The organism is Streptomyces poriferorum (genome assembly GCF_019399235.1).
Classification (GTDB): Bacteria; Actinomycetota; Actinomycetes; order Streptomycetales; family Streptomycetaceae; genus Streptomyces; species Streptomyces poriferorum.
On sequence record NZ_JAELVH010000093.1, the window covers coordinates 1 to 22,153 of the forward strand.

A 22,153-nucleotide genomic window follows, 5' to 3' on the forward strand; every position below is an offset into this window, starting at 1 on the left:
CGCCACCGCCGCGTTCCACACCTGGTGGGCACGCCGGCACAGTCACGCGCCACCGCCGGATGCCGAGGTGTACGCGGCCCCGGCCGCGCAGGCCGACGCGTCGCCGGACTCCGCTGCCACCGAGACGGTGCTGTGGCGGATGCGGACCACGGTGCGGGACGCTCCCGGCAGCCTGGCCGCACTCTGCACCGTGCTGGCCCACCACCGGATCGACATCCTGACCCTGCAGACCCACCCGCTGGCCGAAGGCACCGTAGACGAGTTCCTTCTGCGCGCCCCCGCCTCGCTGCCCGCCGCCCAGCTGACCCGCGCCATCTCGGACGCCGGCGGCAGCTCCACCTGGATCGAGCGCGCCGACGCCCACGATCTGGTGGACGCTCCGACCCGGGTGCTCGGCCTCGCCACCCGCACCGCCCTGGACGCGGCCGAACTCCCCCTCGCCCTGCGCCAGCTGCTCGGCCGCTGCACCATCCACTCGCTGCCCGCCGTGTCCATCACCGGACGCGCCACCGGTGAGACCGCGCCCGTGGAAGGAGTGCTGGAGGAGACGGTGATGCGGCTGCGCGACCCGTCGGGCGGCGTCATCACCGTCGAGCGCCCCTATCTCCCCTTCACACCGACGGAGTTCGCCAGGGCGCGCGCCCTGGTCGAGCTCGATGCGCGGCTCGGCCCCCGCATCCCGCGCAGCGAGCACGTACTCACCCTGCCCGAGGGCAACGCGATCACCGTGCGCCGGGCGGACGGGGACGACCTGGAAGCGGCGCGGGCCATGCACGACCGCTGCTCGGAGCAGACCCTGCGGCTGCGCTACCACGGGCCGGTCCGCGATGCCGACCGCTATCTCGAGCACCTGCTGAGTCCCCGCTTCGGACGCACCCTTGCCGTACAGACGGCCTCCGGCCGGACGGTGGCCCTCGGCCATCTCCTCTGGGACGGCGACGAGACCGAGGTCGCCCTGCTCGTCGAGGACGACTGGCAGCGCCGAGGTATCGGCTCCGAACTTCTGGGCCGCCTGGTGGCGCTCGCGGTCGAGGCCGGCTGCGAGAGCGTCTACGCCGTCACCCAGGCGTCGAACACCGGGATGGTCGCCGCCATGCGCGCGCTCTCGCTGCCGCTCGACTACCAGATCGAGGAGGGGACGCTCGTGATCACCGCCCGGCTGAGCTCGGCCACGGTGCGCTCCCTGCCGCCGTACGAGCGGGCGGAGCGCTGACCGTCAGCTGTACGGGCTCCTCGCCGCTCAACGCCTGGCACAGGTCGGCCCACAGGTCCTCGACGTCCTCCAGCCCGACCGACATCCGAAGCAGCCGGTCGCCGACGCCCGAGGACTGCCGGTCTCCTTCATCCACGATGCGGTGGCTGATGGAGGCCGGGTGCTGGATCAGGGTGTCCACACTGCCGAGACTGACCGCGGGCGTGATCAGCCGTACGGCGGCGATCACCCGGTGCGGGTCCCCGTACACCTCGAAGGAGACCATCGCGCCGCCCAGTTCCGGGTAGTGGACGCGGGCGATGCGGGGGTCGGCGGAGAGCCGGCGGGCGAGTTCCGCAGCGTTCGCGGACGCGGCCCGGACGCGCACCGGCAGCGTGGCGAGACCGCGCAGCAGCAGGTAGCCCGCCATCGGGTGGAGAACCCCGCCGGTGGCGAAGCGCACCTGCCGCAGCCGGGCCGCGAACTCCTCGTCGCAGGCGACGACTCCGCCCATCACGTCCCCGTGGCCCCCCAGGTACTTCGTCGCGCTGTGCAGCACGATCCGTGCCCCGTGCTCGACGGGCCGCTGGAGAACCGGTGTGGCGAAGGTGTTGTCGACCAGCAGCGGCACCGAGCCGCAGGAGTGGGCGACCGCCCGGATGTCGACCTCGGCAAGGGTCGGGTTGGCGGGTGTCTCGACGATCACCAGCCCGGTGTCGGGGCGGATCGCCTCGACGATCCCCGCAGGATCCGTCCAGGTCACCTCCGTACCGAGGAGCCCGGCGCCCAGGAGATGGTCGCTGCAGCCGTAGAGCGGGCGGACGGCCACCACATGACGCAGCCCCATGCTCGCGCGGGCCAGCAGAACGGCGGTCAGCGCGGCCATCCCGCTGGCGAACGCCACGGCGCTCGCGGTCCCTTCGAGCCGGGCCAGGGCCGTTTCGAACCGCGCGTTGGTCGGGTTGTCGAGCCGGGCGTAGACCGGCGGCCCGTCGAGCCGGGCGCCGGTCGCGGCGAAGGAGTCGATCCGTTCCGCCTCACCCCTGGAGTCGTACGAGGGGTAGGTGGTGGACAGGTCGATCGGCGGGGCGTGCAGGCCGAGGGCAGCGAGGTCGTCGCGTCCGGCATGCACGGCTTCGGTGGCCTGCGCCCGGTACGGGAGTGTCGTCGGGGGCGCCATCGAGGATTCGTTGTCCATGAGCTCACTCTGAACAACGACCGGGGCAATCAGGAGAATGTCCGTGCTACGTTCGGCGAATGACCGATTCCGTCGCTCTGGACACGGTGGATCTGCATATTCTGCGGCTCCTGCAGAACGATGCCCGGACCACGTACCGCGAGCTTGCCGCCGAGGTCGGGGTCGCCCCGTCGACCTGTCTGGACCGGGTCACCAGGCTGCGCCGCACAGGCGTCATTCTCGGCCATCAGCTGCGACTTGACCCTGCCAGGCTGGGCCGCGGCCTGGAGGCACTGCTGTCCGTGCAGGTCCGGCCGCACCGCCGGGAGCTCATCGGTCCGTTCGTCGACCGGATCAGGACACTGCCCGAGTCGCGTGCGCTCTTCCATCTGACCGGCCCCGACGACTATCTGGTCCACGTGGCGGTGACCGGCACCGCCGATCTCCAGCGCCTGGTCCTGGACGAGTTCACCTCGCGGCGTGAAGTGGCCCGTGTGGAGACCCGGTTGATATTCCAGCAGTGGGAATGCGGTCCGCTGCTCCCGCCCTCGTCCCCGACGGCCGAGGACGGCCGGGGTCAGGCCCATACTGCCGATCGGTAGTGACGCGGAGGCCCTTCCCGTACGAGGATGTCCACATGTCAGACACTCCGAGCAGCGCGCTGCCCCGCCAGGTCGCCGACACCTATGTCGACGCGTTCATCGAACTCGACCCGATCTCCGGCACCTATCTGGGTGTCGCGGAGAGCTCGCGCCGCCTTCCCGACTTCTCCCCCGCCGGCCAGGAAGCCCTGGCCGCACTGGCCCGCACCACGCTGGCGCGGCTCGACCGCGCGGAGCAGCTTCCCGGCGCGGCCGAGGACGCCGAGCGTCGTTGCGGCCGTCTCCTGCGTGAGCGCCTGACGGCCGAACTCGCCGTGCACGAGGCCGACGAGGCGTTGCGGGCCGTTTCCAACCTGCACTCCCCGGCCCACTCGATCCGTGAGGTGTTCACGGTGACGCCCACCGAGACGGACGAGGACTGGGCGGCCGTAGTCGAGCGGCTCAAGGCGGTTCCGGCTGCCCTGTCCGGCTACCGCGAATCGCTCGCGCTCGGTCTGGAGCGGAAGCTGTACGGCGGTCCGCGCGCCGCCACCACCTTCATCGGCCAGCTCGACGAGTGGGTCGGGGACGGGACGACGGGGTTCTTCCAGGACTTCACCGCCGCCGGGCCTCGGACGCTGCGCACCGAGCTGGACGCCGCCGCGGCGCAGGCCACCCGGTCGTTGGAGGAGCTGCGGGACTGGATGCGCGAGGTGTACGCCCCCGCGATCGAGGGCGAGCCGGACACGGTGGGCCGCGAGCGCTACGCCCGCTGGTCGCGCTACTTCAACGGCACCGACCTGGATCTCGACGAGGCGTACGCGTACGGCTGGTCGGAGTACCACCGGCTGCTCGCCGAGATGCGGACCGAGGCCGAGAAGGTGCTGCCGGGCGCGGGCCCCTGGGAGGCGCTGGCCCACCTCGACGTCCACGGCAAGCACATCGAGGGCGTCGACGAGGTCCAGGCGTGGCTTCAGGGCCTGATGGACGAGGCGATCGAGGCGCTGGACGGCACGCACTTCGAACTCGCCGAGCGGGTCCGCAGGGTGGAGTCCCGGATCGCTCCGCCCGGCGGCGCAGCCGCGCCGTACTACACGGGTCCGTCCGAGGACTTCTCGCGCCCCGGCCGCACCTGGCTGCCGACGATGGGCGAGACCCGCTTCCCGGTGTACGACCTGGTCTCCACCTGGTACCACGAAGGCGTTCCCGGCCATCACCTCCAGCTGGCCCAGTGGGCCCATGTCGCCGAGAGCCTCTCGCGCTACCAGGCCTCCATCGGCATGGTCAGCGCCAACGCCGAGGGCTGGGCACTGTACGCGGAGCGGCTGATGGACGAGCTGGGTTTCCTGCCCGACGCCGAGCGCCGGCTGGGTTACCTGGACGCCCAGATGATGCGGGCCTGCCGGGTGATCGTGGACATCGGCATGCACGCCGAACTGGACATCCCGGCCGAGTCGCCGTTCCATCCCGGTGAGCGGTGGACGCCGGAGCTGGCGCAGGAGTTCTTCGGCAACCACAGCGGCCGGCCGGCCGACTTCGTGGAGAGCGAGCTGACCCGCTACCTCTCGATGCCGGGTCAGGCCATCGGCTACAAGCTGGGCGAGCGCGCCTGGCTGCTCGGCCGGGAGAACGCCCGCGCGGCGCACGGAGACGCCTTCGACCTCAAGTCGTGGCACATGGCCGCCCTGTCCCAGGGGCCGCTGGGTCTGGACGATCTGGTCGACGAGTTGTCGAAGCTCTGACCGTGCCGCCGGCCGGTCCCGGGGGTGGCGCCCGGTGCCGGCCGGCCGGTGTCAGCACCCGCAGTCGCCGGACTCATCCGGTGCGGTGAGCGGGTCGGCGGTGCGCCGCTCGCTCCCCTGCCAGGTCTCGAACCCGAAGCCCTCACGCACCCAGTACTCGAATCCGCCGAGCATCTCCTTTACCTGATATCCGAGTTCGGCGAGGGCGAGTGCGGCACGGGTGGCGCCGTTGCAGCCGGGGCCCCAGCAGTAGGTGACCACGGGCACGGCGGGATCGAGCAGTTGCCGTGCCTGCCCGGCGATGAGCGCCGTCGGCAGGTGGACGGCCCCGGGTATGTGCCCCTGGTCCCAGGACGCGGTGGAGCGGGAGTCGAGGAGGACGAAGCCGGTGTCGTCGTCGGATGCCAGTGCCGCGGCGACGTCCGAGACGTCGGCGTGGAAGGCGAGCGAGGCGCCGAAATGGGCGGCGGCCACGGCCGGATCGGCGGGTGGGACGCGCAGTACGGGGTTGGCGGAGTGGGTGGCGGCGGTCTGCGTTGTCATGGGGAAGAATCTACGAGCGCCGATCGCACTCCGGAAGGCGAGATCCCCGGCACACCTCTTGATCCTCCGGCGAATCCCCTGTTTCCTCATCCCATGACCGACTATTCCCCGGACGACACCGACTGGCGCATTCTCGACGTCCTGCAGCGCGAGGGACGCGCGACGTTCGCCGAACTCGCGCGGGCCGTCTCGATGTCGTCGAGCGCCGTGACCGAGCGCGTGCGCCGGCTGGAGGAGGCCGGAATCATCAGCGGCTACGCGGCGGTGGTCGATCCGGAACGCCTCGGCCTGCCCGTTCTCGCCTTCGTACGGCTGCGCTATCCGAACGGCAACTACAAGCCGTTCCACGACCTCCTCGACACCACACCGGAGATCGTGGAGGCCCATCACGTCACCGGCGACGACTGCTTCGTGCTGAAGGTGACCGCCCGTTCCATGCGGCATCTGGAGGCGGTCTCGGGGAAGATCGGCGCCCTCGGATCCGTCACCACCAGCGTCGTCTACTCCTCGCCGCTGCCGAGGCGGGCGGTCAGTCGCTGATCCCGTCGCCCACCCGGTGCCGTACCGCCGACCCGTCCCGTTCCTTCACCACTTCGAGCTGGGCGGGGATACGGCGGCGCAGATCGCCGACGTGACTGACGATGCCGACGCTGCGGTCCCGCTCGCGCAGAGAGTCCAGCACGTCGAGCACCTCGTCGAGGGTCTGCTCGTCGAGGCTGCCGAACCCCTCGTCGATGAACAGGGTGTCCAGCCGTACGCCGCCCGCCTCGTCCGTGACCACGTCGGCGAGGCCGAGTGCCAGGGCGAGCGAGGCGAAGAACGTCTCGCCGCCCGAGAGCGTGGCCGTGTCGCGTTCGCGCCCCGTCCAGGCGTCGATGACGTGCAGGCCGAGGCCGGACCGGCGGCCTCCCGCCCGGGCATCGGAGTGGACCAGCTCGTAGCGGCCGGACGACATCCGCCGGAGCCGGGCGGTGGCGGCCGCCGCCACCTGTTCGAGCCGGGCCGCGAGCACGTAGGACTCCAGTCGCATCTTGCGTTCGTTGTCCGCCGAGGTTCCGGCGGTGAGACCGGCGAGCCGTGCGACCCGCTCGTGCTCCTCGCGCACGGGGCCCAGGCCACGGACCTCCTCGGCTGCGCGGCGCGAGAGCCTGCCGAGTTCGGCGCAGCGTTCCCGTGCCGACGCGAGAGCCCCCGACGCGTCCCGCAGCAGGCGCTCCGCCCTGTCGTGGACCTGCTGCGCGGCATCCGGCGCGGCAGGTGCACGGTCCGCGGCGGCGCGGGCACCGGTCTCGGCGAGCCGGTCGGCCACCGCGGCCGCCTCGGCCTGCCAGGCGTCGATGCGGTGCTGGAGCGCACGCTGTCCCAGGTCGCCGAGCAGGGTCCCAGCGGCGGCCTGTGGCGTGTCGAAGCCGGCCCGGAACGCGGCGTCGGCGAGCCGGTCGTCGGCCTCCTTGAGTCGCGCTGCCGCGCTCTCCTCCTCCCGCACGGTCGTGGCCGCCTCGGCGAGCAGGACGACCCTGTTCTGCAGCAGGGCGACGTGCTCCGTGACACTGGCCGACCCGCCGCGCGCCTGTACCAGCACCTCTTCGAGGGAGGCCTGTTCAACGTCGAGGCCCTCGCGACGGGAGGTGCGGGCCGACACCCGCCGCTCGGCCTGCTGCCGGTCCTCGGCCCGCTGCGCCTGCTCCCGTTCGGCGGCCGTCAGGGCCTCGCGTGCGGTGTGCGTCCCGGCAGCGGTCCGGTACGCCTGGGCATGCTCCCGGGTCAGGGTGTCCACCAGGGCGGCGAGCGTGGCGACCGACGGGTCGACCGCCCTGCCCGCATCCGCATCCGCCGTGGTGTCGGCGGTCTCCACGGCCTCCGCGCGGGCTGCCGCATACAGCTCGCGTACGGATCCGAGCGCGTGCTCCGCCTCGGTACGCGCGTGCTCGGCACGCCGGTGGGCGGCCTCCGCCGCGTCCTCCGTCGCCTGGTCGACGTGTCCGTCCCCGGCACGGGCCGGCCGTGGGTGGTCGGCTGAGCCGCAGACCGCGCAGGCCTCTCCCTCGACGAGGCCCCGCGCGAGTTCGGCCGCGATGTCACGCAGCCGCCGCTCACGCACGTCGAGCCAGTGCTCACGGGTGCCCAGGGCGTGCTCGCGGGCCTCGCCGAGCCTGTCCTCGGCGCCCGCGGCCTCGGCGGCCAGCGCGTCCCGCCTGCGGGCGGCGTCCAGGCGCCGGCGGGCCGGGTCCAGTCGGCCGGCCAGTGCCTCTGCCCGGGTCGCGGCCTCCTGCGCCGCCTCGATCCGGGCCAGCAGACCGGTCCGGGTGTCTTCCCAGCCCGCCAGCCAGCCCTCGGCGTCGCGGATCAGTTCGTCGTCCGCCCGGGCCTGGCGCTCCAGCGCGGTGCGTTCGCTGTCGATGTCCGCACTGCGCCGCTCGGCACGGCGTGCGGCGTCGAGGCCGCCGAGTTCCTCGCGCAGCCCGCGTTCCAGAGCCGTCAGTTGCTCGGCACCGGCGTCGGCCAGGGTGCCCGGCAGCCGGCTCCGGGAGCGGTCGCGGGCCGCGCTCGCCCGTCGGTACGCCCGCTCTGCCTCGTCGCGGAGCTCCAGTGCCGGGGCGACACGGTCCGCCCTGCGGGCACGCCTCAGCTGGTCCTGGTCCTCGTCGTGTCCGGACCGGCCCGCTTCGGACGCGGCGGCTCGGCGCCGGGTCTCGGCGTAGCGCTGCTGGAGTGCGGCCAGTTCCCGTTCGGAGTCCAGCGCGGACCTGGCGGCAACGTGGCGGCTCTCGGCCGCGGACAGGACCTGGGCTGCGATGTCGAGCCGTTCCCGGGCGCTGCTGCGGGCCGTCGCGGCCCATTCGAGTACGGCGTCCGCGAGCCCCGGTTCGCCCGGCTGGACCTGCGGCATCGGGTACTCCGCCCCGGCCGGGCCGGCGGCCTGGGCGATCCGCTGGGCGAGGGCGAGGATCTGGTCGTCCCCGGCCCTGACCTGGTTCTCGGCGATGCGACGGAGCTCGGCGAGGCGCTCCTCGACGGCGGCGAAACGACGGGTGTCGAAGAGCCTGCCGAGCAGCTTGCCCCGCGCCTCCGCGTCGGCCCGCAGGAAGCGGGCGAAGTCGCCCTGCGGCAGGAGCACCACCTGGCAGAACTGCTCCCGGCTCATCCCGATGAGCTGGGTGATCTCCTCACCGATCTCCTGGTGCGAGCGGCTCTGCGCCTGCCAGCCCTGCTCGGCGTCGTACACGCGCAGCAGGCTCTGCGCCTTCTCCGTCGTGTGGCCGCCGCCCCGTTTCTTGGGGCGGGGCTGGGCGGGGCGACGGGTTATCTCCAGACGGCGCCCGCCGACGGTGAGTTCGAGCCGGACCTCCGTGGGCAGTTCCACGGGTGCGTGGTCGCTGCGCAGCGACGTTCCGGGGCTCTGCCGGGCCCCTGGCACGGCCCCGTACAGGGCGTAGCAGACGGCGTCGAGGACGGAGGTCTTGCCGGCGCCTGTCGGACCGTGCAGCAGGAAGAGTCCGGCTGCGGAGAGCGCGTCGAAGTCGATCTCCTGGGTGGCGCCGAACGGGCCGAAGGCGGTGATGTCGAGCCGGTGGAGCCTCATCGGTTCACCTCGCGCACGGTGTCGTCGACCCGCACGTGGTCGAAGGCTCCGCGCAGCACCGTGCGCTCCTGTTCGTCGGTGCCGTACCCGCCCCGGACGTGGGCCACGAAGTCCTCCGCGATGCTCTGGTCGTCGCGCCCCCGCAGCCGCTCGGCGTAGGAGGTGTGCGGGTCGTCGGGTGCCCGGTCCGGTTCGAGGACGAGGCTGAGCGTGTGCGGGAAGCGCTCGACGAGCCGGGCCATCGGCTCGGCCGGGCGGACCGGGTCGGTGAGGGTGGCCTCGACCCAGGAGTGCTCGTGCCGGTCGAGTGCGGGGTCGTCGAGGAGGGCGTCGAGCCGGCCGCGGAGCCGGGCGAGAGGGCGGGGCACCGGGCAGTCGATCCGCTCCGCGGCGATCGCACCGGCGGCGTCGAGGTCGATCAGCCACATCGTCTTGCGGTGGTGGACCTCCGAGAAGGAGTACGCCAGCGGGGAGCCGGAGTACCGGACCCGCTCCGCGACGGTCTGGCAGCCGTGGAGGTGGCCCAGCGCCACGTAGTCCACGCCGTCGAAGACCCCACAGGGGACGGACGCGACTCCGCCGACCGTGATGTCGCGTTCGCTGTCGCTGGGCTCGCCGCCCGCGACGAAGGCATGGGCGAGGACCACGGACCGGGTGGCGTCCGGCCGCTGGGCGAGATCGGCACGCACACGGTCCATGGCGGCGGTCAGCACCGCCTCGTGTCCGGCCCGTTCCGTCTTGAACACGTCCTTGACCAGGGCGGGTTCGAGGTACGGGAGGCCGTAGAACGCCACGTCACCGTGCGCGTCCGGGATGAGGACCGGGGTGGCGCAATGGGCGGGGTCGGTCCGAAGGTGGATGCCGGCCTGCCCGATGAGCCCCGCGCCGACCCCCAGGCGCCGGGCCGAGTCGTGGTTGCCGGAGATCATCACGGTGGGCACACCGGCGGCGGCGAGCCGGTGCAGTGCGTCGTCGAAGAGCTCAACGGCGAAGAGCGGCGGCACCGCCCTGTCGTACACGTCACCCGCCACGAGCACGACGTCGACCGCGTGCTCGCGCACGGTGGTCACCAGGTGGTCGAGGTAGGCGGCCTGCGCCTCGCGCAGGGAGATCCGGTGGAGGGATCGGCCCAGGTGCCAGTCCGATGTGTGCAAAATCCTCAAGAGCCGGCTCCGACCTGCATGTTTCGCTTCCTCGTCCCCCGAGCCCTGTCCGGCTGTGCGCCGGCCCTGCCCAGGGCCCCGGTGCCGGTGTCCGCCACACCTGCGTGCCCCTGCCCCTGTTCCCTCACGCACCACAGTCTCCCACCACCGGGGACTGCCGCGGGGCCGCAGCCGGGAAGACGCCCCGGACAGCTCGCCGGGGCCGGTCCGCTGCTCAGGCGTCCCCGTACGCCTCGTCGCCCAGTTCCAGTTCCGCCTCGCCCGACGTGGCGTCGGCCAGCCAGCGGCGGAAGTCGTCGACCTCGGCGTCCGGCAGCCCGATCTCGATGCTCACGGCCTCCGCGTACCGGACCTCGCGCACGGTGCGTCCGGTGGCCCGCAACTCGTTCTCCAGCCGGCCGGCGCGCTGATGTCCGACGGTGACCGTCGCGATCCGGAACCGCTGCCGGGTGAGCGTGCCGACGGCGTCCAGGGCCTCGCCGACCGCACCCCCGTAGGCCCGGATCAGTCCGCCGGCGCCGAGCTTCACGCCACCGTAGTAGCGGGTGACGACGGCGACGACGTACCGCATCTCGCGGCGCGTGAGCATCTGCAGCATGGGGAGGCCGGCGGTGCCCCCCGGCTCGCCGTCGTCGCCGGCCTTCTGTACGGAGGCGTCGGCGCCGATCACGTACGCGAAGCAGTTGTGGGTGGCGGTCGGGTGCTCCCTGCGGACGCGTGCGACGAAGTCCTGGGCGTCCTGCTCGGTGGCGGCGGGGGCGAGCGCGCAGATGAAGCGCGATCGGTTGATCTCGGTCTCGTGCTCGCCCGCGCGGGCGACTGTCCGGTACTGCTCCTGCATCCGGCCAGCCTATGCGCAGCCGCGGGAATGGTCCGGGGCGGCCGCCCGTTGTGCGGATCATGTACGCAGACACGGAGACGATCCGCAGGATTCTCAAGGACACGGGCGACACCTGGGCGGTGGTGGGCCTGTCCGGCAACCGCTCGCGCGCCGCCTACGGGGTGGCCGAGGTGCTCCAGCGCTTCGGCAAGCGGGTGGTGCCCGTCCATCCCAAGGCGGAGCGGGTGCACGGCGAGGAGGGCTACGCCTCGCTGGCGGACATCCCCTTCCCGGTCGACGTGGTGGACGTCTTCGTCAACAGCGAGCTGGCCGGTGCGGTGGCGGACGAGGCGGTGGCGATCGGCGCCTCCGCGGTCTGGTTCCAGCTCGGCGTGATCGATGAGAAGGCGTACGAGCGCACCAGGGCGGCCGGGCTCGACATGGTCATGGACCGCTGCCCCGCCATCGAGATACCCGCCCTGAACGGCTGAGCGCGCCGGGGCGGTCGTATGTGCGGGGTATCACACTCCGCCACGGGCTGGGAGGATGGCCCGCTGTGAGTACCGCCCACGCCACGAGCGTGTCCGCCGCCCCCCACAGCCGGGCCCGCCTGTCCGGTCAGCTCGCCTCGCTCGGCGTCGAGCGGGGCGGTGTCCTGATGGTGCACGCGTCACTGAGCGCCGTGGGGGCGGTGGACGGGGGTGCGGACACGGTCGCCGCCGCACTGCGCCAGGCGCTGGGCCCGGAGGGCACGCTGGTCGTCCCGTCCTTCACCCCGGAGAACTCCGACACCTCCCCCCAGTACCACGCCCGGGTCCGCGGCCTCGACGAGCGGGAGCGGGCGGCCGTCCGGGAGGCGATGCCCGCGTTCGACCCGGGCACCACGGCGGCCCCGTCGATGGGCCGGCTCTCCGAAACGGTGCGCCGGTCCCCCGGCGCCGCCCGCAGCGCGCACCCGCAGACCTCCTTCGCGGCCGTGGGGCCTCTGGCCGGCCATGTGGTGGCGGACCATCACCCCGACTGCCACCTGGGCGAGGACTCCCCCCTCGCCCGCCTGCACGGACTGCGGGCCCAGGTCCTGCTGCTCGGCACCGGTTTCGGCCGCTGCACCGCGTTCCACCTGGCCGAGTACCGCGTACCGTCCCCGCCCCGCCGCACCTACCGCTGCGTGGTGCGGGACGGCGGCAGGCGCCGGTGGTGGCAGTACGAGGACGTGGCGCTGGACGACAGCGACTTCACGGAGCTGGGCGCGGACTTCGAACGGGCCGACCGCGGCGCGGCGGTCCGGGCCGCCCCGGTGGGCTCCGCCACGGGCCGGCTGTTCCGCTTCCCGGCAGCCGTTGCGTTCGCCACGGGGTGGCTGACGGCGCACAGGGGGGCGCACTCCTGACGGCGCTTCACGCCTGCGCGGCAACCTCCTGGCCGGTGCATCTATATCCAACTTCCCTTGTGGCACTCATACTTACCGCGTATCGGCCCCGAGGGGAAGGCACCGGATGGAGCAGCTGATCCGCACGGAGGACGGCCGGGACCTGGCCGTGGAAAGCTTCGGAAATCCGCACGGCAGACCGGTGTTCCTGCTCCATGGCACCCCGGGCAGCCGGCTCGGTCCGGCCCCGCGCGGGTCTGTTCTGTACCGGCTGGGCATCCGCCTCATCGCGTACGACCGTCCCGGCTACGGCGCGTCCGACCGGCTGCCCGGCCGTTCCGTGGCCCATGTCGCCGCCGACGTCGTGACCATCGCCGACGCCCTCGGCATCGGAGAGTTCGCGGTGGTGGGCCGGTCGGGCGGGGCGCCGCACGCACTCGCGTGCGCCGCGCTGCTGCGGGGCCGCGCCGCCCGCACGGCGGCGCTGGTCGGTCTGGCGCCCCGCGATGCGCAGGGGCTCGACTGGTTCGAGGGCATGACCGAGTCAAATGTCCGTGAGTACATCAACGCCGCAGCGGGGCGGGGCAGACTGACCGCCGCCCTGGAACGCAGGTCGGCGTCGATCCGGGCGGACCCGATGGGCTCGGTCGTCGACATGCACCGCGGGCTGTCGGCGTCCGACCGCGGGATCGTCTCCGACACCGGCATCCGCGCCATGCTGGTGCGCAACTTCGCCGAGGGACTGCGCAGTTCGGCGGACGGCTGGGTCGACGACGTCATGTCCTTCAGCAGCGACTGGGGGTTCCGGCCCGAGGACATCGCCTCGCCCGTGCTCCTGTGGCACGGCGAGGACGACGTCTTCGCACCGGCGCAGCACACCCGTTGGCTCGGCGAGCGCATTCCCGGGGCGGAGACGGTGGTGGAGCGCGGCGCCGCGCACTTCGGCGCGTTGCGCGTCCTCACCCGTGTGCTCGGCTGGGTCACCAGATGACCGGCCGGCCGCGCCCGCCGCACGCGGGGCAGCCGGCCCGTACCGGCCGGCGGCCCCGCATGAGCGGAATCAGACCGGCTGCGGTTCCAGATCGCGGTTGATGCGCCGCCAGGCACGGGCCGCCACGGCGATCGGGTGGTCCATGCCCAGGTGCTCGACGGCCAGCGGCACGACTTCGGCCCGCAGCCGCTCGGCCTCCCTCTCGCGGTCCATGGCACGCAGGGTGACGGCCAGGTTGGATCGGCAGGCCAGCACGTCGGGGTGCGCCGGACCGTACCGGTCCAGCAGGCCTTCGAGCGCGGCCCGTTCCCAGCGCTCCGCCAGTTCCAGCCGGTTGAGGTCGCCGTAGGCGTTGGCCAGGTTGATGGCGGCGCAGAGCGTGAAGGGGTGCTGGGCCCCCAGGCTGCTCTCCAGCGCGGCCCTGACCTCTTCGCCGGCCTCCGCCGCCGACTGGGCCGCGCCCATGCCCCGCAGATAGATGGCGACGTTGTTGCGGCAGGCCAGGGTGAACGGATGGTCCTCGCCCAGCGTGGCCCGGTAGCCGTCGAGGGACTGCTGGGCCAGGTCCAGGGCGGCCTGCTTGTCGCCGACCGCGGAGAAGTCCGCCGCGAGATTCAGCCCGCACGCGAGCGCGTCGGGCACCTTGGTGCCGTACCGCTCCCGGTAGCGGTTGTAGGTCTCCTCCGTCAGGAGCTTCGCCTCGTGCGGGTGGCCCGCCTTGCGCAGCGATACGGCGAGGCTCTTGGCGGTACGCAGCGCTTCGGGCACGTCCGCGTTGAGGACCCGTTCGAAGGACGCCTTGACCTCGCGGAGGATCTGCACCGAGGACTCGTACTCCCCGGTCTCCCGGAGGTCGCGTCCCAGGTGCCCCTTGGTGGTCAGGGTGTACGGGTGGTCCTCGCCGAGCAGCGTGCTGCGGCGCTCCACGGTGAGGTCGTCGAGCCTGCGCGCCGCTTCGCTGTCGCCGGTCAGCCGGTAGTCGATGGCGAGGTTGTGGGCGGCTACGAGGGTGCGCGGGTGGTTGTCCCCGAAGGTCTCGCGCATCACGTGGTGGATCTTCTGGTCCCGTTCCAGCGCCTCGCCGAACCGGCCCAGGGCCCGCAGGTCCGCCGCCAGGCTGCCCGTGGTGATCAGCAGGCTGGGGTGGTCCCTGCGCAGCAGGCGGGTCTGCCGGGCGAGTGTGTCCTCGTCCATCCGACGGGCGTCCGTATACCTGCCCTGGGCACGCAGGGCGTTGGCCAGCTCGAAACGCAGGTTCAGTGTCTGCAGATCGTCCTCGCCGAGTTCCTGGGTCCAGGTCTTGTTGAGCTGGGTGCCCAGCGCCCTGGCGCCCTCCAGTTCGCCGCGCTTGAGGAGGTAGCGGATGCGGTCGACCATCAGCTGACGGGCCTCGGCCTCGTCGCAGTCCGCGACACCGGACGGCCCCAGGTGCGGCCAGATGAGTTCGAAGGCCGGCCAGCTCCTGGGGTCGTTCACCGGATTGTCCTGGTCCGCGCCCTGCGGAGGCCTGGCCTCGGCGAGGATGCGGTGCACCTCGTGGACGGCCGTGTCCCGTTCCTCGGGCGACAGCCCGGCACGGACGGCGGCCTGGACGAGCCGGTGGACCTGGATACTGTTGTCGGCCGGTTCCACCTTGGCCAGCGCGAAGCGGTTGAGCGCCTGGATGACCCGCCCCAGCATGTACCGCTCGCGGAGATCCGAGTCGTAGGGCAGGAGCGACCGGAACATCGAGTCGCTGCCGATGAGCGTCATCGATATCGGTTCGGCGGAGAAGAAGGAACACAGTTCCAGCAGCCGGACCGCGGCCTTGGACTCCTTGCGCAGCCGGGCGATGGAGATGTTCCAGGTGGCGCCGATCTGGAGGGAGTAGTCCTCGGGCCGCCCGAGGGAGAGGACCTTGGTGCTCTGCTCCCTGAGCTGTTCGACGTAGGCGTCGACGGGGGTCGCCGTCTCGGCCAGCCAGGCGGCGGCGACCTCCACCGCGAGCGGCAGGTCGCCGACGGCCTCGGCCACCCGCTCCGCGTCCCTGGCCGGCAGCTTGCGCACTCTGCGGCACAGGTGCTCCACGCTCTCCGAGCGGGTGAAGACCTCGACTTCGACCGGCTCCACGCGGCTGGAGATCGGCTTGTTGCGGCAGGTGGCGAGAATATGACCGTAGAGACCGGTCATCAGCGGTCCGGTCTCGTCGGGGAAGAGCTCCAGCGCCTTGTCGAGGTCCTCGACGTTGTCGAAGATCAGCAGCCAGCGCGCGTACGGCGCTCCGCTGCGCAGCGCCTGGAGCGCCGCCCTGGCCGCCTCGGCGACCACCTCGCCCGCGCGCAGACCCATCTTCTCCGCGAGTTCCGCCAGGGACGACACCACCCGGTCGGGCTGCTCGGCCTCGACCCACCAGACCAGGTCGTAGTCGGCCCGGAACCGGTGCGCGTACTCCCGGGCCACCTGGGTCTTCCCGACCCCGCCGAGCCCGTAGAGGACCTGCGGGAGATGCTGTGCGGAGCGGCTGCTGCCCCGTAACTGGTCGCGCAGCCGCACCAGTACGGATCCGCGGCCGGTGAACTCGGTGTGCCGGGGCCGTACGTTCCACACCCCGGGGACCGTGCCGGGGAACCGCGGGCCCCCGGACGCGGCCGGCGCCGCGTCGAGGGCCTCCGGCCGGTCCAGCGCCGTCAGTACGGCGGCGGTGGCCTCCCGTTCGTCCAGCCGGGCGACGTCGACGATGCCCCTGCTGTTGAGCGGCATGGTCAGCCGGACGTCGCTGATCCGCACCGGCACGAGCTGGCGTCGGCTGCCCGAGGGATCGAGTCCCAGCGCGGACTCCCAAAGGCTCCGGGCGCGCCGCGAGTTCTGGTAGGCCTGGGAGACGACGGGGACGACGCGGAAGGCACCGGCCGCCGCCCATTCGGCGTCGTTCCAGGCCTTGTGCGAGCTGCGCACGTCCACGGGCATGACGTGGAAGCCGGCGCGGGTGAGGACCGACTCCAGCCAGTCCGCCCACATCTGGTCCTCGGCCACATGAGTGAGGACGATGTTGGACGGCGGGACGGGCCTGCGACGGGTGTAGGCCGCCACGTAGGCCAGCCGTTCCGCCTCGTCCATCGCGGGCAGCGCGGTGACCCGGCCCTCGGTGAGTACCGCGGTCAGCCGTTCGCAGGAAGTGAGCATGGAACTCGATATGTTCGGGGCGTCACCGAACGTGGCGAGGATCTCCTCATAGGCGTAGAAGGGCCGGTAGGGGATCTCCACCGTGCCCCAGTAGTTGGCCAGTTCGTCGTTGGAAAGGCCACTGGGGAAGCCGGGGAAGCTCTCTCTGGCCAGCGCGCGTCCCGCGTCCGCCTTCTCCTTCTCCCCGTCGTCGATGCGCATCGGCACGGGCAGGATCCGGATGTGCTGGTCGTGGAACCGCTCCTCGATGTCGCGGGCCACGGCGGACGCGCCTTCGATGCTCTGGTCGCTGAGGGTGAAGCAGACCACCAGCACCTGGGGCATCTGGACGGTGCAGATATCGGCGATGTCACTCAGCCCGGTCCGGCTGTCGATCAAGGTGAAGTCATAGTGTTTCTGCATGTCGGCCCGCATGGCGTCAAAGAAGTGACCGCCACCGTAGCGTTCGTAGAAGTCGTCCCAGTCCATCCGGCCGACGGTCGAGGAATAGTCCCGGTTACGGCGTCCGGCGGACAGGAAATCGAGGCTTCCGCCTCGCGGGAAGGACCAGTTCAGTGAGGTGGCGTGCGGCCTCACGCGCGCGTATTCGCGATGCCATTCCGGATCACGGGCCGCAGGCCTGCGGGCTTCTTCCTGGTATTCGGTGATCAGATTGATCAGCCCGGGTGTGGCGGCCAGGTCGGAAAGATCGAGAAAAGGATGGAAGAAGCGGTGCAGACCGGGGGCTTCCAGATCCCAGTCGACGGCGAGTACGCGATAGCCGTTCGCGGCGAGAATCCAGGCGGTATTGGCGAGCGCCATGGTGCGGCCGGTTCCGCCTTTGTAGGAGTAGAAGGTGACGACGGTACCGTCACGGTTCTCGGTCATCTGCTGGGTCCTCCCCCTCGGGGGCGTCACCGTCGCCGGGATCGCCCGTGTCGTGGTCCGTACCGGTGACGGGTGGAGCGGAATTGCTGGTTCCGTAGCCCACGCCGTCGATCAGCAGTCGCGGCATAGCGCCGCTCGAACCCGCGGGCGGGAATGTCTCGGCGTGGGCCGCGTAGTGGCGCTCGGCGGCCTTCACCGCTCCCGGGAGTTCCTGGCTGAAGGCCTCCAGGGTCGGGACGCCTCCGCTGTGCGAGCGATGGCCGAATTCGGTCGCGGGCCCGGATTCGAGCACCCCCTCCAGCACGGCACGGAGGTCGGCCTCCCGGTGGCCGGAGTCGGGGTCGTCCCTGTTCCACGGGACCATGACGCTGATCCAGGGCCTGCTGTTCTCGCTCAGCCGTCTCAGCAGTTCCTGGCGGCGCGGGCTGTCCAGGGCCCACCGGTCCAGCAGCAGCAGCCCCGGCCCCTGGGGCCGCTCGGTGCCGAGCAGGCGCTCGGACTCCGCCTCGAACTCCCCCACCCGCACCTGGTAGTCGAGGTTGCGCACGAGGTCGACGGCGTGATCGGCCAGCGGCCTGGACGATTTGGGGTGGTACGGATTCCAGTCGCGCTGGGCCGGCCCGTAGCAGTCCGGCGCACGGCCCGGAGGCAGATCGGAGCGGGAGCAGGCGAGGACGGAGATCTCCATCTGCCGCGCCCTGCCGGGCGGCCCGAAGGCGCTGGGCACCGCCGCGTAGTCCTGCTGCGGGTCCCCTTCGGGCATCCGGCTCTGTTCCGCCACCTTCACTATCCGCTTGGCCAGCAGATACACGGCTCTTTCGTACTGGTCCCGCAGATAGCGCAGTTTGATCAGCCCGTAGAAGCCCTCGTCGGCGTACTCCTCACCGAAGGCGGCGTGGTTGAACTGCAGCCGCTCCGCGGGCTGCGGCAGCTGCCCGGGCGGTACGGGCACCCAGAGCGCGGGCACGATGCCGGACATCTGGCCACCGTTGCTGCGGGCCGCCTGATAGTGCACCGCGCGACTGGAGAAGGCGTACCACTCCCGGCCGCACTGCTCGCTCAGAAAATAGCGCGGCGAGTAGAGCGGCACGAAGACCTTGCAGTACGCCAGTGATTCGGAGAGGCGCTCCTGCCACCCCTCCCCGGGCTGCATCTGCTGATCCAAGAACCCGGCCGGCACCCCGGCGGGCAGGGATGTCAGCTGCAGAACGTGGGCGCACAGGTCCCGGAAGAATCTCTCGACCCAGAGATTCGGATCTTTGTCCTTCGGATCGTTCCTGGGTGTATGCGCATAGCTGAGGAAGAAGTACGGTCTCGGCTCATCTCCCTGTGCTCCGGCAGCTTCAAGATCCAACGTTTCCCCCGGTCCACGTGTGGGACCTCAGTCTAGGAAGAATCGAATCTTCGACGGAACGGCAGGAACGCGCCTATTTATTGAGCCCGCCCCTCCGTTTTCGGTACCGGACAATCAATTGCTGCCATAACCGCCAATTCCGAAAAGGATCAAGGGCCGAGCTGCGCAGCATGCACCGGATTGCGAGCCGTCCAGTCGGCGCGGTGCCGTTCGGCCGAACTCCGCGCCCGGTCCAGGGCCGCGGCAGAGACCTCTTCCGCCTCCCACGTCTCGGCCGTATGGCCCATTCCGGCCACGAACCGCTCACCGAGAGGGGTCAGCAGCCCCGATCCGGCCAGTACCCGCACGGCCCGCGTCGTCTGCTCCCGCCACCGGGCGAACTGCGCCTCGGCGGCGCCGGCCGCCGCGCCCTGCGCGCGGTGCCGGCGCACGCGCCAGAAGTCCGTGACGGCGATGTGGGCGTACGTGCCCTGGAGCAGACCGTCCAGGGGGCGTGGATCGGGGCGCCAGGGTGCGTAGAACAGCCTGCCGTCGCCGACGGATTGATGCAGATCGAAGCTGTCCATGACCGCGCCCAGCTTCACGTGCTGGAACTCGTGGACGATCAACAGGGCCAGCAGTTCGGGGGTTTCGGGCCGGGCCGCCCCGATCGCCCCGAACGCGTCACGGGAGGCCGCACTGACATCGCTGCCGCCCGGCGCGTGCAGCGGTGTGACGACCCGGAGACCGGCCGACACTCCGGGTGCGTATGACGGGAGTTCGTCCTGGATCAGCGCCCAGGCCTGGCCCAGGTCCTGCGCCCACAGCTTGGCCTCACCCGCGGAGAGCCGCCCGGCGACGGGCCACTGATGGCGGTCGCGCAGGGGGTCGGTGTCCTCCAGCGCGACGGACCAGCCCGGAGGTTCGACCACCCGCACCGGCTGCCAGTGCGGAGTGAGCCCGTCCACCCCTTCCTCCCGGTCGATCCGCACATGGCGGCCCGCAGCGCGTACCGAGAACCCCTCGGCGTCCGCGGACACCTCGGCGAGTGCCGCGTCCGCGGGCAGGGTCACCACGCCCAGGCCGGGAAGGCGGAGCAGCCCCTCCCGCACGGGGACGGCGACGGTGTCACCGCGGCCGGCCCGCAGCGCGGCGGCGGCCGCGATCTCGGCCAGCCCCGCGACGGCGGACCACTGCGGCCCGCCTTCCAGCACACGCAGCGCCCAGGGCCGGGTGTACGGGTGGGCCAGTACCGCGTCCAGCGCCTCGGGAGCTCCGGCGTCGAGGTCGATGAGCAGTTCCCAGGCCTGCATCGCCGTGCGGTCGCCGCGCGGGGCCCGTTCGCCGACGGCGGCCAGCAGTTCGTGGTTGATCTCCGCCTGGGCCGCCACGAGCCGGCCCACGGTCGCGGCGTCACCGAAGCCGGAGGCCAGCTCGTCGAGTCCGGCCGCGTCGAGCGGTTCCGGGGCACTCACCATGGGCACCGCCGCCTCCCGGTCACGGATGTTCGTGATCAAGGCCATCAGATCGGGACAGAACACCGAGGGGTTGAGGAAGCCGCTTCCGGTCCGGTAGCGATGCGCGTAGAGACCGCCTCCGCAGGAGCTGACCACCGGACAGGCCCGGCACTCGTCACTGAGCTGCTCCAGCCCTTGCTGGCGGGCGAGCATGCCCGGATGGGCCAACACGTCGTCGAGGCTGTGATCGACGAGGTTCATCCCCGTGGCGGGTGCCGAGTCGTAGGCCGTCTTGAGGCTGTCGGCCTGTTCGAACGTACCGTCCGTCTCGATGACCACGAGGTCCGCCGGCGCCAGGCCCAGCGACTCGGTGAGGCTGCTCTCGCCGCGCAGCGTGCGCAGCACGGAGTCGAAGATCCGTACCGGAACCGGCCGCCCGGCCGCGGTCCATCGCCGGTGGATCACGTCGAGCCAGTCGGCGTAGGGCGTCGCGGAACCGTGCGGACGGGGCGGGGGCACGTCCCAGGTCGCGTGCGGGAGCAGGAAGTCGATGCGCGGCGGGTCGAGGGCCACGAGGGCGTCGTACACGGCGACCGGATCGTTCTCGACATCGATGGTGCAGAGCAGTCCGGCGAAGAGTCTTCGGTAGCCCGGACGGTTGAGGAGCGAGACCGCACGCAGGACCTGGGGGTGACTGGTGCGCCCGTCCGCATAGCGGCGATGACGGTCGTTGGAGGCTCTGTCGCCGTCGAGCGACACCCCGACCTTGATGCCCAGTTCGGCGAAGAGCTCGCAGAACTCCTCGTTGAGCAGAACGCCGTTGGTGTGGATGCGCAGATCGAGTGCGCTGATCCCGTCGAGTGCGCGGGTGAGCTCCTCGGCCGCGCACCGGATCCTCTCGGGGCCCGCGAGCAGCGGCTCCCCGCCGTGCAGGACCACGTGGACCATGGGAAGACCGTGTGCCAGGGCGTGTTCGGCGATGCGATCCGCCGCCCTGGCCAGGGTCTGCTCGGTGACTGCCCGGGGCCGGCCACGCCAGCTCGTGTCCGCGTGCTCGTACACGTAGCAGTGATCGCAGGCGAGATCACAGCGGCTGTGCATCTTCAGCACGAATTGGCTCAAAGAAGGGGGTGGCCGGTCCATGACGAGTATCTGTTCGGCTACTCAGACGGACGACTGAAAGGCTGCGATCACCAACGGACTCGCCCCGGCGTCGGTCGACAGGAGTCGACTGATCGATGCGGGCAGGGCCCCGCCGCCCTGGACAGCGGCTCGCTGAGCGAGCGGCACCCGGGGCACGGCCTGGCTGCGGGGAAGGATCCCCGGCCGGACGGCCGCCGAGACGAGAGTAGTTTTCATTTAAAGCCCTTCATGTTGAGGACGTCCACGATCGCTGCGAACCCCCATACGAACAGGGAAGAAATCCCCGTCTTTCCCTATAAATAGGACAGATCTGCAAAGACAGCCACTTGTGACACGCGGGGGGGCGCTGCGCACCACAACGCGCGCACAGGCCCCGCAGTTGCGGTCGCGTTCACGCGCACCCCCGAACGGATTAAGGAACGGATTGAGCAGTGACCCGCCCGGCCCAGCCCGGACCGGGTTCGGGGCACACCGGGCCCAGCCTCCCGCAGTGCGGGGGCGGGGACCAGAAGATGCACAAAGAGCACCGGCTCCCGAGACACGATTCGGTCAGACTCCGAGGTCTTCGACGACCACCGCGCCCGGCAGCGCCGCCAGCGCCTTGCCCGGCATGATCAACTTGCCCCGGCGGGTACCGCTCCCGATCAGGACCCACTCCTCGTCGACCACGGCGGAGTCGATCAACAGGGGCCAGTCGGCGGGGAGTCCGACCGGGGTGATGCCGCCGTACTCCATTCCCGTCTCGCCGACCGCCGTCTCCATCGGGGCGAACGAGGCCTTGCGGGCACCGAGATGCTTGCGCACGGCCCCGTTCACGTCGACGCGGGAGTGGGACAGGACGAGACAGGCGGCCAGGGTGACTTCACCCCCGCGCTTGCCCGCCACCACGACGCAGTTGGCGGACCGGCGCAGCAGGTCGGCCCCGTGGTGTGCGACGAAGGCCGCCGTGTCGGCGATCTCCGGGTCCGTGTCGACGTGGATGATCTGCTCGGCGGGAACGCCGCCCCAGCCCTCCCCCACCGCTCGGGCC

At 71.6% G+C, this 22,153-nt stretch carries 16 protein-coding genes; 7 read left to right on the forward strand and 9 right to left on the reverse strand.

Features of this window, described 5'->3' with window-relative positions; all coding sequences use genetic code 11:
* The coding region (locus JGS39_RS17830) for a GNAT family N-acetyltransferase (RefSeq protein ID WP_219570126.1) at positions 1-1,213 on the forward strand (1,213 nt) is incomplete at its 5' end.
* Here the strand turns inward: JGS39_RS17830 and JGS39_RS17835 are convergent.
* Positions 1,149-2,390, reverse strand: coding sequence for a trans-sulfuration enzyme family protein (locus tag JGS39_RS17835; protein WP_219570128.1), 1,242 nt, complete (start codon positions 2,388-2,390; stop codon positions 1,149-1,151). The two genes, JGS39_RS17830 and JGS39_RS17835, sit on opposite strands and share 65 nt — an antisense overlap.
* A gap of 59 nt (positions 2,391-2,449) precedes the next feature.
* On the opposite strand from JGS39_RS17835, the gene JGS39_RS17840 reads away from it, so the two are divergent.
* Both JGS39_RS17840 and JGS39_RS17845 read left to right on the forward strand, forming a co-directional pair.
* Positions 2,450-2,971, forward strand: coding sequence for an Lrp/AsnC family transcriptional regulator (locus JGS39_RS17840; RefSeq protein ID WP_219570129.1), 522 nt, complete (start codon positions 2,450-2,452; stop codon positions 2,969-2,971).
* Positions 2,972-3,006: 35 nt separating this feature from the next.
* A complete protein-coding gene (locus JGS39_RS17845; RefSeq protein WP_219570132.1) occupies positions 3,007-4,692 on the forward strand; it encodes a DUF885 domain-containing protein in 1,686 nt (561 codons plus the stop codon).
* 51 nt (positions 4,693-4,743) lie between these two features.
* On the opposite strand, the gene JGS39_RS17850 is transcribed toward JGS39_RS17845, so the two are convergent.
* Complete coding sequence (locus JGS39_RS17850; protein ID WP_219570134.1) at positions 4,744-5,235, reverse strand: rhodanese-like domain-containing protein; 492 nt, start codon at positions 5,233-5,235, stop codon at positions 4,744-4,746.
* 93 nt (positions 5,236-5,328) lie between these two features.
* On the opposite strand from JGS39_RS17850, the gene JGS39_RS17855 reads away from it, so the two are divergent.
* Positions 5,329-5,775 carry an Lrp/AsnC family transcriptional regulator gene (locus JGS39_RS17855; RefSeq protein ID WP_219570135.1) on the forward strand — a complete coding sequence of 149 codons (447 nt, stop codon included), beginning with the start codon at positions 5,329-5,331 and terminating at the stop codon, positions 5,773-5,775.
* On the opposite strand, the gene JGS39_RS17860 is transcribed toward JGS39_RS17855, so the two are convergent.
* From JGS39_RS17860 to JGS39_RS17870, 3 genes are all read right to left on the reverse strand, one after another.
* Entirely contained in the window at positions 5,765-8,818 is a 3,054-nt protein-coding gene (locus tag JGS39_RS17860) for an AAA family ATPase (RefSeq protein ID WP_219570139.1), read from the reverse strand. The two genes, JGS39_RS17855 and JGS39_RS17860, sit on opposite strands and share 11 nt — an antisense overlap.
* Positions 8,815-9,981, reverse strand: a complete 1,167-nt coding sequence (locus tag JGS39_RS17865) for an exonuclease SbcCD subunit D (protein ID WP_219570141.1) — start codon at positions 9,979-9,981, stop codon at positions 8,815-8,817. The genes JGS39_RS17860 and JGS39_RS17865 overlap by 4 nt, the downstream gene beginning before the upstream one ends.
* A 214-nt stretch (positions 9,982-10,195) precedes the next feature.
* Positions 10,196-10,822, reverse strand: coding sequence for a YigZ family protein (locus JGS39_RS17870; RefSeq protein WP_219570143.1), 627 nt, complete (start codon positions 10,820-10,822; stop codon positions 10,196-10,198).
* A gap of 59 nt (positions 10,823-10,881) precedes the next feature.
* Here JGS39_RS17870 and JGS39_RS17875 point away from each other — a divergent pair, with 59 nt between their 5' ends.
* The 3 genes from JGS39_RS17875 to JGS39_RS17885 all read left to right on the forward strand — a co-directional run bounded on the left by JGS39_RS17875 (position 10,882) and on the right by JGS39_RS17885 (position 13,161).
* On the forward strand, positions 10,882-11,292 hold the full coding sequence (locus tag JGS39_RS17875) for a CoA-binding protein (protein WP_219570144.1): 411 nt from the start codon (positions 10,882-10,884) through the stop codon (positions 11,290-11,292).
* 65 nt (positions 11,293-11,357) lie between these two features.
* On the forward strand, positions 11,358-12,191 hold the full coding sequence (locus JGS39_RS17880; RefSeq protein ID WP_308120495.1) for an AAC(3) family N-acetyltransferase: 834 nt from the start codon (positions 11,358-11,360) through the stop codon (positions 12,189-12,191).
* A gap of 106 nt (positions 12,192-12,297) precedes the next feature.
* Positions 12,298-13,161 (forward strand): alpha/beta fold hydrolase, encoded by an 864-nt coding sequence (locus JGS39_RS17885; protein ID WP_219570146.1) that lies wholly within the window; start codon positions 12,298-12,300, stop codon positions 13,159-13,161.
* 69 nt (positions 13,162-13,230) lie between these two features.
* On the opposite strand, the gene fxsT is transcribed toward JGS39_RS17885, so the two are convergent.
* The 4 genes from fxsT to JGS39_RS17905 form a co-directional block, all read right to left on the reverse strand.
* Positions 13,231-17,190 (reverse strand): FxSxx-COOH system tetratricopeptide repeat protein, encoded by a 3,960-nt coding sequence (fxsT, locus tag JGS39_RS17890; protein ID WP_219570148.1) that lies wholly within the window; start codon positions 17,188-17,190, stop codon positions 13,231-13,233.
* On the reverse strand, positions 17,174-18,544 hold the full coding sequence (locus JGS39_RS17895; protein WP_219570150.1) for a TIR-like protein FxsC: 1,371 nt from the start codon (positions 18,542-18,544) through the stop codon (positions 17,174-17,176). The genes fxsT and JGS39_RS17895 overlap by 17 nt, the downstream gene beginning before the upstream one ends.
* 149 nt (positions 18,545-18,693) lie before the next feature.
* Positions 18,694-21,123 carry an FxsB family cyclophane-forming radical SAM/SPASM peptide maturase gene (locus tag JGS39_RS17900; RefSeq protein ID WP_219570152.1) on the reverse strand — a complete coding sequence of 810 codons (2,430 nt, stop codon included), beginning with the start codon at positions 21,121-21,123 and terminating at the stop codon, positions 18,694-18,696.
* Between the two features lie 549 nt (positions 21,124-21,672).
* Positions 21,673-22,153 (reverse strand): YbaK/EbsC family protein (locus tag JGS39_RS17905; RefSeq protein ID WP_219570154.1); only part of this gene is annotated, 481 nt, incomplete at its 5' end.